General features: G+C 46.7%; 14 protein-coding genes. 11 read left to right on the plus strand and 3 right to left on the minus strand.

Translation table 11 applies throughout. The features are described 5' to 3' along the window. Positions 1-195: 195 nt before the first annotated feature. Positions 196-951 carry a 3-oxoacyl-ACP reductase FabG gene (gene fabG / locus Q1V74_RS03260; RefSeq protein ID WP_260648938.1) on the minus strand — a complete coding sequence of 252 codons (756 nt, stop codon included), beginning with the start codon at positions 949-951 and terminating at the stop codon, positions 196-198. 145 nt (positions 952-1096) lie between these two features. After that, positions 1097-2017 (minus strand): LysR family transcriptional regulator, encoded by a 921-nt coding sequence (locus Q1V74_RS03265; RefSeq protein ID WP_260648937.1) that lies wholly within the window; start codon positions 2015-2017, stop codon positions 1097-1099. 258 nt (positions 2018-2275) lie between these two features. On the opposite strand from Q1V74_RS03265, the gene Q1V74_RS03270 reads away from it, so the two are divergent. The 11 genes from Q1V74_RS03270 to Q1V74_RS03320 all read left to right on the plus strand — a co-directional run bounded on the left by Q1V74_RS03270 (position 2276) and on the right by Q1V74_RS03320 (position 13386). After that, the gene (locus Q1V74_RS03270) at positions 2276-3463 is read left to right on the plus strand and encodes a muconate/chloromuconate family cycloisomerase (RefSeq protein ID WP_300647039.1); all 1188 of its coding nucleotides are present in this window, start codon (positions 2276-2278) and stop codon (positions 3461-3463) included. Positions 3464-3519: 56 nt separating this feature from the next. Next, positions 3520-4458, plus strand: a complete 939-nt coding sequence (gene catA, locus Q1V74_RS03275) for a catechol 1,2-dioxygenase (RefSeq protein WP_300647040.1) — start codon at positions 3520-3522, stop codon at positions 4456-4458. A 38-nt stretch (positions 4459-4496) separates the two neighbouring features. Beyond that, on the plus strand, positions 4497-6074 hold the full coding sequence (hpaB, locus tag Q1V74_RS03280) for a 4-hydroxyphenylacetate 3-monooxygenase, oxygenase component (protein ID WP_260648935.1): 1578 nt from the start codon (positions 4497-4499) through the stop codon (positions 6072-6074). A 144-nt stretch (positions 6075-6218) separates the two neighbouring features. Continuing rightward, positions 6219-6740, plus strand: coding sequence for a flavin reductase (locus Q1V74_RS03285; protein ID WP_300647041.1), 522 nt, complete (start codon positions 6219-6221; stop codon positions 6738-6740). A gap of 24 nt (positions 6741-6764) precedes the next feature. Further along, positions 6765-7454 (plus strand): 3-oxoacid CoA-transferase subunit A, encoded by a 690-nt coding sequence (locus tag Q1V74_RS03290; RefSeq protein ID WP_300647042.1) that lies wholly within the window; start codon positions 6765-6767, stop codon positions 7452-7454. 21 nt (positions 7455-7475) lie between these two features. After that, a complete protein-coding gene (locus tag Q1V74_RS03295; RefSeq protein ID WP_260648932.1) occupies positions 7476-8123 on the plus strand; it encodes a 3-oxoacid CoA-transferase subunit B in 648 nt (215 codons plus the stop codon). A gap of 39 nt (positions 8124-8162) precedes the next feature. Further along, positions 8163-9374, plus strand: coding sequence for a 3-oxoadipyl-CoA thiolase (gene pcaF / locus Q1V74_RS03300; RefSeq protein ID WP_260648931.1), 1212 nt, complete (start codon positions 8163-8165; stop codon positions 9372-9374). A 6-nt stretch (positions 9375-9380) separates the two neighbouring features. Further along, positions 9381-10205 (plus strand): 3-oxoadipate enol-lactonase, encoded by an 825-nt coding sequence (pcaD, locus tag Q1V74_RS03305; RefSeq protein ID WP_300647043.1) that lies wholly within the window; start codon positions 9381-9383, stop codon positions 10203-10205. Between the two features lie 26 nt (positions 10206-10231). Continuing rightward, entirely contained in the window at positions 10232-10507 is a 276-nt protein-coding gene (gene catC, locus Q1V74_RS03310; protein ID WP_260648929.1) for a muconolactone Delta-isomerase, read from the plus strand. 90 nt (positions 10508-10597) lie between these two features. Then, positions 10598-11854 (plus strand): GTPase, encoded by a 1257-nt coding sequence (locus Q1V74_RS03315; RefSeq protein ID WP_300647044.1) that lies wholly within the window; start codon positions 10598-10600, stop codon positions 11852-11854. Continuing rightward, entirely contained in the window at positions 11854-13386 is a 1533-nt protein-coding gene (locus Q1V74_RS03320; protein WP_300647045.1) for a dynamin family protein, read from the plus strand. Before Q1V74_RS03315 ends, Q1V74_RS03320 begins: the two co-directional genes overlap by 1 nt. Positions 13387-13396: 10 nt before the next feature. On the opposite strand, the gene Q1V74_RS03325 is transcribed toward Q1V74_RS03320, so the two are convergent. Beyond that, positions 13397-14038 (minus strand): DUF3108 domain-containing protein (locus tag Q1V74_RS03325; RefSeq protein WP_300647046.1); only part of this gene is annotated, 642 nt, incomplete at its 5' end.

A 14038-nucleotide genomic window follows, 5' to 3' on the forward strand; every position in this document is an offset into this window, starting at 1 on the left:
AGCGACATAAAAATCGCTCCGAGGATCACCAGTAATATGCGCCAGCGAATGGTATTAAAACTAGGAGTAGAGGGGGAAAAGGTGGAACGGTTTTTCATAGGCGATGGGGTAAAGAGAAGTCAGTGAGCTTATACGATACACCATCAGCAAAAAAATGGCTGCGCCCCCTAGATAAGGGGGCGAGAAAAAACAAGCTTAGAGAATGGCTTCGGGCGACTCAGGAAGGATCTGACCACCGTCGACAATAATCGTTTGTCCGGTAATAAAGCTGGCTTCTTTAGAGGCGAGGAAACAGACCGCATAGCCAATATCCTCGGGCTTACCTAAGGTGCCCACAGGTACAGCACGGGTCATTTGATCCAGATAGGACTGGCCTTGGTCGGCTAAGCCCTCGGTTAAAATGTTACCAGGCATAACGGCGTTGATAGTAATGCCGTCTTTGGCGTATTCTAAGGCTGCACTACGCATAAAGCCAAGCTGGCCGGCTTTGCTGGCGCCGTAGTGACTCCAGTTTGGATAGCCAGTAATGGCACCTGTAATGGAGGAGGTGATGACTACCCGCCCATAACCTTGTTTTTTCATGGGGGCCAGCGCGGCTTGTGTCATGAAAAACGTACCTTTGAGATTAACATTGTGCATTTGATCCCAATCGGCTTCGGTCATCTCTGCTAGGCTGGCTTGTGGGAAAATACCGGTATTAGAGCAGAGAATATCCAGACGCCCATGTTCTTGGATCACCTCATCAACCAGGGCTTTACATGCGGCTTGTGATGTCACATCCACTGTTTTAAAGGTGGCGCCAAGTTCGGCTGCTGTTTGCTTGCCAGCGGTTTCATCAATATCGGCAATCACTACGGTTGCACCCCCTTGAATTAGGGTGGCAACAATGCCTTTACCAATACCTTTTGCACCCCCTGTCACAATAGCGATTTGTTGATTTAGATCGAACATACAAGCTCCTTTAAAGTGGGAAGAAAGAGTGACCTATCTTTAGTATAAAGGAGCGGGGAGATAGCGGAAGTATTAAGCTGGATTTGTATGATATATATCAATTTCTACTTACTTTATACCTAAAATGCTAAGAAATATAGGGTATTTACGAGTTAATGCAGTTATCTGGATGAAGGAGATCAGGGTGATTGCTATACATGTCTTGAACTAAGTCTTGCATGGCGTTGATATACCAAGAGCTATCTTTTTTACGAAAACTAAAAATAATTGGTGAGCTGACATCTTTATCACGGATAAGACGATATTGGATATCTTGCCGAATACGTGCTCCTGTAGGGATAACACAAAGCCCGTCGCCAGCCGCAACGAGTCCCAAAGCCGTTTGTAGGCTTAGGACCTCTTTGATATCAGCGGGATAAATTTGCTTATCTTGTAGCGTATTTAAAATATAGTCTGCAAAGCTGGGACGGGGCTGTGAAGGATAAACAATTAGGCTTTGGTCGGTGACAGCACTCAGGCAGATAGGACCAGTTGGTGTTGCTAGCGCGCTATTGCCAGGCATGGCGAGGGCCAGACGTTCTTCGCGATAGGTGACACGCGCAATCGCCGGATCATGGACTTTAACACGCCCAAAACCAATATCAATACGCCCCGATTTTAAGGCTTCGAGCTGTTCAGTGGAGGTGAGCTCCAGAAACTGCAGGCGGGTATGTGGATATGCTTGCCTAAAGCTTTGAATCAAAATAGGTAGCTCGCCGTATAAGGTAGAAGCAACAAAGCCAATTGAGAGTTGTTGTTGGTAGCTTTGACCGATACGACTGGTGGCTTGTTGCATGTGTTCGATACGCAGCAAGATTTGTACGCTTTGCTCATAGAACAGCCGACCCGCCTCGGTAAGATGTAAAGGGCGACTATCCCGCTCTATTAGTTGTACGCCGAGTGATTGTTCTAAAAGCAGGATTTGCCGACTTAAAGGTGGTTGTGTGATATGGAGGCGTTCTGCTGCTAATGTAAAACTACGTGCTTCAGCGACTGCTACAAAATAACGAATTTGTTTTAAGTCCATTGCATGCTTCATTGTGATTAAATTGTCGGGCTCTAAGTGAACCTTTGTGTTTGATGTATGCCGAGGCAGCGACAGACAAATTTATCTTCAAGCTTAGAACGTTTCCTTTAGGATGAAAACAGATTCTAGGGAAAACCATATGTTTTTGGTTTTGTGGTTCGTATCTATTTGATTTTGTTTGGCTTTATTTTTTGTATACCTTTTCGGCATAGCACTAGGTAGATAAGGTATTGGACGCTACACCCCCTACGTTTTTAAATGAATAAAAACAAAGACATTGCTTTACAAGGGGGTTTAAGTGAAATGGTAACAATCGATCGGGTAGAGACGCTGCTGCTGGATTTGCCCACTATTCGCCCACATCAGCTTTCGATGACAACTATGCAAGGTCAAACGCTGATGATTGTTCGGATCTATTGTTCTGATGGATCAGTGGGAGTGGGAGAGGGGACCACAATAGGGGGGCTAGCCTATGGGGCAGAGTCTCCCGAGGGCATGAAGCTGGCTATTGATACCTATTTTACACCTCTGTTGGTAGGGCAAAGAGCGGATGCTGTGCCCGAGCTCATGCAACGTTTAGTGCTTGCCATTAAAGATAATCGCTTTGCTAAAAGTGCAGTAGAAACAGCGCTTTATGATGCGTTGGGGCAACGGTTGGATTTGCCGGTTTCAATGCTATTAGGAGGACCAGTTCGGGATCGTCTTGAGGTTGCATGGACGTTGGCGTCGGGTGATACCGTACGGGATATTGAAGAGGCGGAGGCCATGTTGGCGATGCGACGTCATCGTGTTTTTAAATTAAAAATAGGCAAGCGCTCGGTCGCTCAAGATGTGGCCCATGTTGCTGCTATTAAAAAGGCGGTGGGTGATCGAGCCACAGTGCGTGTAGACATCAATATGGCGTGGAGTGAGCTAGAGGCGCGCTACGGTATTCCTGCTTTAGCTGATGTAGGCTGTGAGCTAGTGGAACAACCCGTGGTAAGCGCTGCTGCACTTAAGCGTTTATCTGGAAAATATCCCATTGCCTTAATGGCAGATGAGTCGTTGACGGGGCCGGAGTCAGCATTTGCTCTAGCTCAGACTAAAGCGCCAGATGTGTTTGCTATCAAAATCGAGCAGTCGGGCGGGTTGCGTGCGGCGCAAAAGGTCGCAGCGATAGCTGAGGCCGCTCAGATTGAGCTCTATGGGGGCACCATGCTAGAGGGCAGCATAGGAACAGCTGCATCAGCACATACTTTTTCCACTTTTCATGCTTTGGAGTGGGGCACAGAGTTATTTGGTCCTTTACTGTTAACCGAAGACATTTTAACTAGCCCATTACGCTATGAGAATTTTGAGTTACATATCCCCCAAGGCGCAGGCTTAGGGATCGTTTTAGATGAAGAGCGGGTGCAGTTCTTTAATCGGGAACGACGCAAAAGAAGCGTAAGTTTGGTAGCAGGGTAATTAATACACAGATAGATCCTGCTGCTAAAGATCAATGTTGATAAAAAGGAGACACCATGAGTGTAAAGTTATTTGATTCAGAGGAAGTACAAAACTTTCTGCGTTTGGCTTGTGGGTTGGATTATGAAGGAGGTAACCCACGTGTTAAAGAAATCGTCCACCGCATTGTTTCGGACTTATTTAAAGCCATTGAAGAACTAAATATTACGCCTGATGAGTATTGGGCAGGTATTGCGTTTTTAAATCGCTTAGGTGAGCACCAGGAGGCGGGGTTGCTTTCCCCAGGGCTTGGCTTTGACCGTTATTTAGATATGCGTATGGATGCCGAAGATGAGCAGCTTGGCTTAACCAATGGCACACCGCGCACTATCGAAGGACCTTTGTATGTGGTGGGGGCGCCTGTGGAACATGGCTATGCGCGCTTAGATGATGGCAGCGACAAAGATGGACACCCTTTGCTTATGCATGGCACGGTCTATGGAGCTGATGGACAGCCACAGCCAGGGGCTAAAGTAGAGGTTTGGCATTGCAATACCAAAGGGTTTTATTCGCATTTTGATCCTACAGGTGAGCAGAAGCCTTTTAATATGCGTCGCACCATTATTGCCGATGACAAAGGTCAATATAAGTTTCGCAGTATTGTTCCAGCCGGTTATGGCTGTCCACCAGACGGCCCAACCCAAGCGCTTTTAAATGAGCTAGGCCGACATGGCAACCGTCCGGCACATATCCATTTCTTTGTGACGGCTGATAACCACCGTAAGCTCACTACACAAATTAATATCGATGGTGACCCGTTGGTCAACGATGATTTTGCTTATGCGACCCGAGAAGGTTTGGTACCCCCTGTAGTCGAGTGCATGGACGAAGCGCGGATTAAGGCAGAGGGCATGGATGGACCTTTTGCAGAAATTCAATTTGATATTCATTTAACCCCTTTGGTTGATGGTAAAGACAACCAAGTGGTAGAGCGTCCACGTGTAGTTGGGGCATAAGCGTTTTTATCAATTAAATCATACCGGAGGAGGGTACGATGACACAACAACCTAAAAAATTACCAGAAGATTTTCGTGCAGAGAAGAACAGACCTTTTACAGGGGCTGAGTATATTGAAAGTATTAAAGATGACCGTGAGGTTTATATTTACGGCAAGCGCGTCAAGGATATTACCACTCACCCTGCTTTTCGTAATTCTGTGGCATCCATCGCTAAGCTGTACGATGCCTTGCATGACCCCGCTTTTAAAGACAAGCTGACGTGGGAGACGGACACAGATAATGATGGGTATACCCATAAGTTTTTCCGCTATGCTAGAAGCCGCGAAGAGCTAAGAGAGCAAATCAATGCCATTAAAGAGTGGTCTAAGTTAACGTATGGTTGGATGGGGCGCTCGCCTGACTATAAGGCAGCACTGGGTGACACGTTTGGGGTCAATGCCGAATATTACGGCAAGTTCGCAGATAATGCCCGCCGCTGGTATAAACGTATTCAGGAAACATGCCTTTATCTTAACCATGCCATCGTGAATCCACCCATTGATCGTGCGAAGCCAGTCAATGAGCTAAAAGACGTATTTATTACTGTACAAGAAGAGCGTGAAGATGGCATTGTGGTTAGTGGTGCCAAGGTTGTGGCAACGAACTCTGCCTTAACGCATTACAACTTTATTGGTCCTGGCCCTGCGCATTTAATCGGAGAAGAGCCGTTGTCGGCGTTGATGTTTATTGCTCCTATGAATGTGAAGGGCGTGAAATTGATTTGCCGCCCATCTTATGAGCTGATGGCCAGCTTGACCGGTAACGCTTTTGACTACCCTCTATCAAGTCGTTTTGATGAGAATGATGCCATCCTTATTTTTGATAAGGTGTTTATCCCTTGGGAGGATGTCTTAATTTACAAAGACCCACAGAAATGTCAGGCGTGGTTTGGTCAGGCAGGTTTTGTGCAGCTATTTCCTATGCAAGCTTGTGCGCGCTTTGTCGTGAAATTAGATTTTATTACAGGGCTGCTGACTAAAGCACTAGAGTGCACGGGAACCATCGATTTTCGTGGCGTTCAAGCCCAGCTAGGAGAGGTAGCAGGCTTACGCAATATATTTAATTCTATTTTAGAGGCCATGTGGGCTAACGCAACAGAATGGAAAGGAACTTATTTACCTGACCAAGAGGCGGTTCATGCTTATCGTGCGAATGCCCCAGAGGCCTATGCTCGTATTAAAAACATTATTGAAAAAACGGTAGCCAGCGGTCTGATTTATTTACCCTCTGGATCAAAGGATTTACAGAATCCGGAGTTAAACCAATATCTGAGTGTGTATTCGCGAGGCTCGAACGATATTTCGCATACGGAGCGCATCAAAATTCTTAAGTTGCTTTGGGATGCGATTGGCTCAGAGTTCGGTGGTAGACATGAACTTTATGAAATTAATTATGCAGGCAACCAAGACGATATTCGAACGCAGTGCTTAGGCCAGTTACGGGCATCAGGCAAGCTAGCGGAAATGGTGGCTTTAGTTGATCAGTGTTTGGCTGATTACGATGTCAATGGCTGGACCGTATCACATTTACATAACTCTGATGATATTAATGTGATCGATAAGTTATTGCCTTAACGCGATGAGGCTTGACTAAATAGGCATGAGTAAGAACGCAGACCATTGTTTTTCTTACTCTGCCGTAAGTGTGAGGGTATTGGTCCAAGCCGGGCTTTGCTGCCTATATTGGCCGCTTGAGCGTGATTTTATTGGAGCGAAAAAATGACTAAGCCAGAGCTAACCCCATCACAACAGGCGTTTCGTGATGCCATGTCTTCGTTATGCGCTGCTGTGAATATTATTACAACGAATGGGCCGGCGGGCAAATGCGGGCTGACCGCAACGGCAGTTTGCTCGATAACGGATTCACCACCAACAATTATGATTGCTGTTAATCAGAACAGTAAAGTAAATACCACCATCAAGAAAAATGGTGTTGTTTGTGTCAATGTTCTGACCAAAGAGCTGGAGGATGCCGCTAAAGATTTTGCCGGTTTTACCCAGCTTAATAACGAAGAGCGTTTTAGCCGATACGACTGGGGCGAAGGGGAGCATAGCTTACCGTATCTTGAAGACGCTTTAGTGAGCTTTGGGGGGCGGGTGATTCAAATCACTGAAATGGGTACGCATTCGCTTTTTTTTGTGGAGGTAGAGGGTATTCGTAAAAAGGAAGGGCGTAAAGGCCTTGTTTATTTTTCCCGCGCTTTTCACGCGATTGGCGAGGAAGATGAGGTGGCAGTGTAGAGATTTTGGAAGGAGTACAACAGCGTGATTGATAAAACGGTAGATTGTGTGGCAGAGGCATTAAAAGATGTGCAAGACGGCGCCACGATTTTAATTGGAGGGTTTGGGACGGCCGGAATACCTGAGGCGCTTATTGATGGGTTGATAGAACAAGGGGCCAGAGATTTAACGGTGGTCAATAACAATGCAGGAAATGCGGATCATGGCCTTGCCGCGCTGTTAAAAACAGGAAGAGTGCGCAAAATCATTTGTAGCTTTCCGCGACAGACGGACTCTTATGTATTTGATGAGTTATATCGTAGTGGAAAAATCGAACTGGAGTTAGTGCCTCAGGGCAATTTAGCAGAGCGGCTTCGAGCTGCTGGTGCGGGTATTGGTGGTTTTTTTTGTCCTACTGGCTATGGCACCGAATTAGCAAACGGTAAGGAGACACGGTTTATCGATGGGCGCTGGTATGTGTATGAAACTCCCATTTATGGGGATGTGGCGCTGATTAAAGCAGAGGCCGGCGATCGCTGGGGTAATCTAACCTATCGTAAAGCAGCACGAAACTTTGGTCCTGTTATGGCGACAGCCGCGAAGCAGACCATTGCTAGTGTGTACGAGCTCAAAAAGCTAGGCGAGCTTGATCCCGAGTGTATTGTAACGCCTGGTATCTATGTGGAAAAAGTAGTACGAGTGCCGCGAATACAAACACAAGCCGGTGGTTTTTAAATAAGTAATTAGGGACAAGAGATGACAAAAACCTATCAGCCACGTACGCGTGAAGCGCTTGCGGCGCGGGTTGCGCAAGATATCCATAACGGTGCTTATGTCAATTTGGGAATAGGGATGCCGACCACTGTTGCTAATCATTTGCCAGCAGGCATCGAGGTGGTTTTGCACAGCGAGAACGGGATCTTAGGTATGGGACCCGCTCCAGCAAAAGGCGCAGAGGATTATGATTTGGTAAATGCGGGCAAGCAACCCGTCACCTTGTTGCCCGGGGGTGCGTATTTTCATCATGCAGATAGTTTTAGCATGATGCGTGGAGGGCATTTAGATATTTGTGTGTTAGGGGCTTTTCAGGTGTCGGCCACTGGGGATCTGGCCAATTGGAGTACAGGAGAGCCCGACTCAATACCTGCGGTAGGTGGCGCCATGGATTTGGCTATTGGTGCCAAGCAAACGTGGGTCATGATGAGCCTGTTAACCCGAGATGGGCAAAGCAAGTTAGTGCCTAAATGCACTTATCCGCTGACTGGAATTGCCTGTGTTAAACGCGTCTACACTGACCTGGCCACATTTGCTTGTTCCGATGCGGGTTTACAGGTAATTGATCGTGTTCCTGGGTTGACGCATGAGGAGTTAGAGCGTTTAGTGGGGATGTCTTTGCGGTGTTAGCAATTAAACGGAGCAAGAGAGTAAACAACAGGAAATATCATGGGTAATGCTGTTTATATTTGTGACGCAGTGCGTAGTCCGTTTGGGCGCTATGGGGGCAGTTTGGCCCATGTGCGTCCTGATGATTTAGCCGCAACCATTATTCATGCTTTGGTGCAGCGTCAACCACAGTTAGAGACTCGCTTTATTGATGATGTGGTTTTAGGGTGCGCGAATCAGGCTGGGGAAGATAATCGCAATGTGGCGCGGATGGCAGCCCTTTTGGCAGGTTTACCCCTAGTAGTTTCTGGGAGTACGGTAAACCGATTATGTGGCTCAGGGTTAGATGCCATTGGTACGGCAGCAAGGGCGATTAAAGCCAAAGAAGCGCAGTTAATGATTGCTGGTGGTGTAGAAAGCATGAGTCGCGCGCCATTTGTTATGCTCAAAGCGGATCAGGCCTTTAGTCGGAAAAATAGCGTAGCGGATACAACTATAGGCTGGCGTTTTATTAACCCGTTGATGCGGGATAAGTATGGGGTAGATACCATGCCGGAAACCGCAGAGAATTTAGCGCAGGCATTTTCTATTACACGTGAAGATCAAGATGCTTTTGCTTTAGCCAGCCAACAAAAATATGAAGTGGCGCAGGCAAAAGGGTTTTTTCAACAAGAAATCATCCCCATTATGGTGCCCCAGCGTCGAGGAGAGGGCTTGACAGTTGATAAAGATGAACACCCACGTCAAACGTCTTTAAGCGCTTTAGCGCAGCTGCGGCCGATTGTGCGTGCTGATGGCACAATTACAGCCGGCAATGCGAGCGGAGTAAATGATGGCGCTTGTGCGGTGTTATTAGCTAATCAGCATATGGTACAGCGTTTTGCTTTAACGCCTAAAGCACGAGTGGTTGCAATGGCAACCGCTGGGGTTGAGCCGCGTATCATGGGTATTGGTCCTGTGCCAGCTACAAAAAAAGTGCTGAAATTAGCGGGATTAACCTTGGATCAAATGGATGTGATCGAACTTAATGAGGCTTTTGCCGCACAGGCACTGGCAGTGATGCGCGAACTAGGCTTAAAAGATAAGGATCCGCGAATCAATCCAAATGGAGGGGCGATAGCTTTAGGGCATCCACTTGGTGCTAGTGGTGCCAGATTAGTTACTACGGCCATGAATCAATTGAGCAAAACGCAAGGCAAATATGCATTATGCACCATGTGTATCGGCGTGGGACAAGGAATCGCTCTGATTATTGAGCGCGTCAAGGAGTAGCAGAAAATGAATCAAAAACCGTTTCAGCTAAATACTGAGCAAGGAGCGTTTCGGGTTGCCATCCATGGTCGTGAGCAAGCCCCTGTTTTAGTGCTAAGCAACTCTTTGGGTACTACCTTAGAGATGTGGGCCCCACAAGTGCAAGCGTTGGCCAATACATTTAGGGTGGTGTGTTATGACACGCGCGGGCATGGCGGCAGCCCAATAACCCCTGGGCCTTATGATTTTGCGCAGCTAGGGAAGGATGTTGTGGCCATATTGGATGCGCTGCAGATCGAAAAAGCCAGTTTTTGTGGGATATCTATGGGCGGGCATACTGGGCTTTGGTTAGCGCTGCATCAGCCGGCCCGTTTTGAAGCCGTTGTGGTGTGTAATAGCGCGGCAAAAATAGGGACAGAGCAAGGCTGGCAAGAGCGCGCGGCTTTTCTGCGCAAGGAAGGGCAGCGAGCAATGCAGGCGCTCGCAAAAACAGCGCCTGAGCGTTGGTTTACCTCTCAATATACTCAGGAAAATGAGTCTGTTGTGCAAGCCATGCAAGCACAGTTAGCACAACTTTCCGCTCAAGGCTATGCCGCCTGCTGTGAGGCGCTGGCCCAGTCTGATCTACGCGCTAACTTACCTCGCATTACGATTCCGATGTTATTTATTGCAGGTCAGTTTGACCCTGTTACGACTGTTAAAGAAGCAAAAAGTATGCAAGCGGCGGTAGCGAATGCGCAACTGTGTGTAGTGGCTGCTTCGCATTTATCCAATATAGAAGCCCCGCTCGCGTTTAATGGGGCGGTACTTGAATTTTTGGATACTACGTTGTCTTTGGATGTGGTGAGCTAATTATTTTTAATTAAGGACTGAGTGTTATGTTATTTCTCGTACATATGATTGTTGATATCCCTAAAGATTTGCCTGAAGATGAGGTGAAAACCATTGTAGCCAAAGAAAAAGCCTACTCACAAGATTTACAACGCGCTGGTAAATGGCCATACCTGTGGCGTGTTGTTGGTGAATATGCCAATTACAGCATTTTTAAAGCAGAAAGTAATGATGAGCTCCATGAGATGCTCAGCCAGTTGCCTTTATATCCATATATGAAGATCAAAGTCACACCGTTAGCGACCCATCCTTCTGCGATTTAATAGGTCTATTTTTTACTGTAATGGGTTTCTATTTGAAAATTTGAAAAAGCGAGGCAGCATTCTAGGTAACGTACCAAAGGAGAGTGGGACATGAGTTGTAACCAGCAGTTAGAGCATAGAGATACCGTCATTATGCTGTTGCCTCAATATGAAATATTGGTTCATCGCTTAGAAAAGTTAGCGCAGCAGCCGACGGTGCCCGTTATTACAGTGATGGGCAAATACAATCATGGCAAAAGTCGTTTGCTCAATGAGCTTATTGGTGCCTCTTGTTTTGCGGTGGCAGACAAAAGAGAAACTGTGGTGTTGCAGCGAGCAGAGCATAATGGAGTGGTGTGGTTAGATGCACCTGGCTTAGATGCAGATGTGGATCAGAAAGATGATCAACAGGCAGAGCAAGCGCTCTGGGTGGAATCAGATATACGTTTAGTGGTTCATGCTGTAAAAGAGGGCGAGCTAGACGCCAGTGAGCTAGAGCTTATTGCTCAGCTAGTAAAAGATCGGGAGCAAACCCAACGTCAGTTTTTTTTGGTATTAACTCAAATCGATCAGGTTGCCGATGAGACAGCGTTAGAGCACATTGTGCAGCAGTTGCGTCAACAGCTGGGGCAGATGGAAATATATCCTGTCTCTTCGGTGCGTTATCGCAAAGGGATGGATGACGCTATTTCTGTTTTTGTGGAAAAAAGCGGTATCCCTGCTTTGTTGGAACGTTTAGAGTTGGCACTGCAAGCCGTGCCCGCAGCACGGCAGTTTGAACAAAGGCAATACTTTTCCTTATTGGTCAACACCATTTTAGAAAAACAGGCCCAGCATCAAGCCAGACAAAAAGAGCTGAGTGAGCAAGCGCAGCAAGAGGAAATAAACTTTAGTCAGGATTTACATCGTACTTTAGAGCAAATCGCTGAGGATTTGTGGGGCATTATGCAAGAGCCAAAGGTCGATCAGGCTTTAAATACCGATACGATTCATGATGTGTTTAAAATTACCGCCGCAAAACAAGAGCGCTCCCGATTGCAGATTGCGTATTCACGTGCGTGCATACGGATTCGTAGTGTGCTAACTCAATATGGGGTGGCGCAGCTACCTAAAACAAAACAAGTCGGTGCTGCTAGCTTAAATACCGTAATGGTGGCGGTATTAGGGGTGTCGGTAAAATATCGAGCGGACTTACGGCGCTTGTTTGGCACAGCAGAGGGGCGAGAGCGATTGTTTCAGGGCTTTAAGTCGTATTTTGATGCGTCTGAAGGACGGCTGCATCGTTTAAGTAAGATTGCGCGTCAACATGCTTTATGTGCGCAGGTCGACTCTGCCTTGGCTGCGGTGCGTAGCTGGGAGGAAAACTAATGGTGCCGTACGAGAGCGAGCGTGCTTGGATAGAGCGTTTAGAGCAGATAGAAAGTAGCGTAGATGACTTGGCTAAACAGCAAGCCGTACTAGAGCAGTGGCTAGGTGAGCTTGAGCAAGACTTGACGAAGTATACTTTTTTATCGAAAGGATTTGACGCATGCCATGAGCTGTCGCAAACCATGCAGAAGCTTAACCAGCAGATAACTGCGTACCCAAAGCACTGGGGGGCGACTAGGCAGGCATTACAACCGGCTTTGGATTTAGCCCATGCGTTTTATGACAAGGTTGTTTTTCTGGTTTTTGGAAAATTTAATGCGGGCAAAAGCTCATTTTGTAATTTTCTCTCAGAGCGGTTCGCTTATCATAAGAAATCTGTTGAGTATTTTTTTTGGGAGCAGGGGGCCATACACTACCACGCTGGACCTTTTCAAGAGGGACTCACTGAAACCACCGTCCGTATTCAAGGGGTCGTTTTAGCGAATCGATTAGTGTTATTAGACACGCCAGGCTTGCATTCTATGACGGTAGATAACGCGCAGCTAACCCAACAGTTTTTAGAGGCCGCAGATGGGATGTTGTGGCTAAGTAGTTCAACTTCTCCAGGGCAGGTACAGGAGCTTGAGGAGCTGGCCCAAGAGCTCCGACGCCGTAAAGCATTATTACCTATTATTACGCGCAGTGATTATTTAGATGAAGTCGTGGTAAAGCAGAGCATTCAGAAAGAATTAAAAAACAAATCTCAGTCCAATCGCGCGTTACAAGAACAAGATGTTTGGTTACGGGCACAAGAAAAATTACAACAGGCACAAGTAGATCCACAACTGGTTTTAGCGCCGATTTCGATTTCTGTTTATTTTGCGCGTCAAAATGGGGTCTCTCATGAGGCTTTAGAACAAGCGGGGTTTTATCGTTTATATCAAGCGTTATCGGACTTAATAGAACCGGCTGTAGCTTATAAGCAGCGCAAGCCTATAGAGGTGTTATGGCACTATTTGGAAGAGATAGTGGTTGCGGATGTGATGACATTATTACAAAGGTTAGAGCAATTAGGGCTGCAGCTGGATGCGCACCAGAAACAAATCGAAGACACGATGCGGCAGGTAGCGCAGCGCGTGTGGCAACAGACGATGGCTGCCGTGCCCGCTTTATTAGATTCTTATTTAGAGCAAGACAGCGGAGCAAAGCAGGTAAATCAAGCGCTTCAGTCTATGATTAAGGACACCTTTACCAGACAGACAAAAGAGGCGCTCTCCGCCTATTTTTTCGATATGGCAGCTGTTTTCTCTACAGAGGAGAGGGTGGAGCTTGATGGGGGAGAGTGGGCTCAAGAAAACTATGAACGGCTTTATTTAGATATTGAGCAGCAGGTAGAAAGGCTCCTTGCAGACCTAGCGCAGCGCGTGATTAAACAAGCTCATCCCTATTTTATGGCTATTCGACAAGTTCGAGAGGATCTGGTTGCTCTTATAGAGGATAAAAAGGTCGCTTTAGATCAATTAAGTGCTGCGCTAGTGCACACTCATCATTAATACGCTTCGTTTACTGCACTTGATACTCCATCTTTTTTAAGCTGGCGCTGATGGTGGCTAAGCGGCTTTCTTGGTGTTCGATTTTGACTAAAAGGTAATCGAGTTCGGGAGCAACATAGAGTCGTGTTTTACGATTTTTGCTGCTGCGTTGACGTTCAACGATAAGGGCGTTTACAGTACCCTGACCGGTGTCGACTTTTTCTTGTCCTACGACACGATAAGTATGCGTTTTTTGTTTGCCTTTATGAATGACAGGGTAAGAAAATTGTGTTTTGCCCGCCATTAAGTCACAACGCGCTTCGAAAAAAAAGCTTAAAGGGTCGTATAGTGTCGTGTGCAAGGCAAAGTCTTTTTGTGTGTCATTATCCTGATAATGCGCCGTTTGAGCTTGCCAATCGAAATCTAAACGCTGCGTTATTTCTGCTTTTAGCGGTCGCTTGGTGCTTGAGGCGTAGTGCTGAGGTTGGACTTGGCAGTCCTGCATCACAAAGCGTGCCGTTTGTGTTGCCATGGACATCCAGTGATCCATGGAAAAAGTGACTTCGTAATGGTTTTGATGGCGGTGGATCTTAAGATGGTTCTCACCATCGGTGAGCTTATTGTTGTACTTCACGGTAAAAACCGCATCGACATGGTCAATGGTTTGGGCTTG

It is taken from the genome of Paenalcaligenes sp. (genome assembly GCF_030152715.1).
GTDB classification, from domain to species: domain Bacteria; phylum Pseudomonadota; class Gammaproteobacteria; order Burkholderiales; family Burkholderiaceae_B; genus Paenalcaligenes; species Paenalcaligenes hermetiae.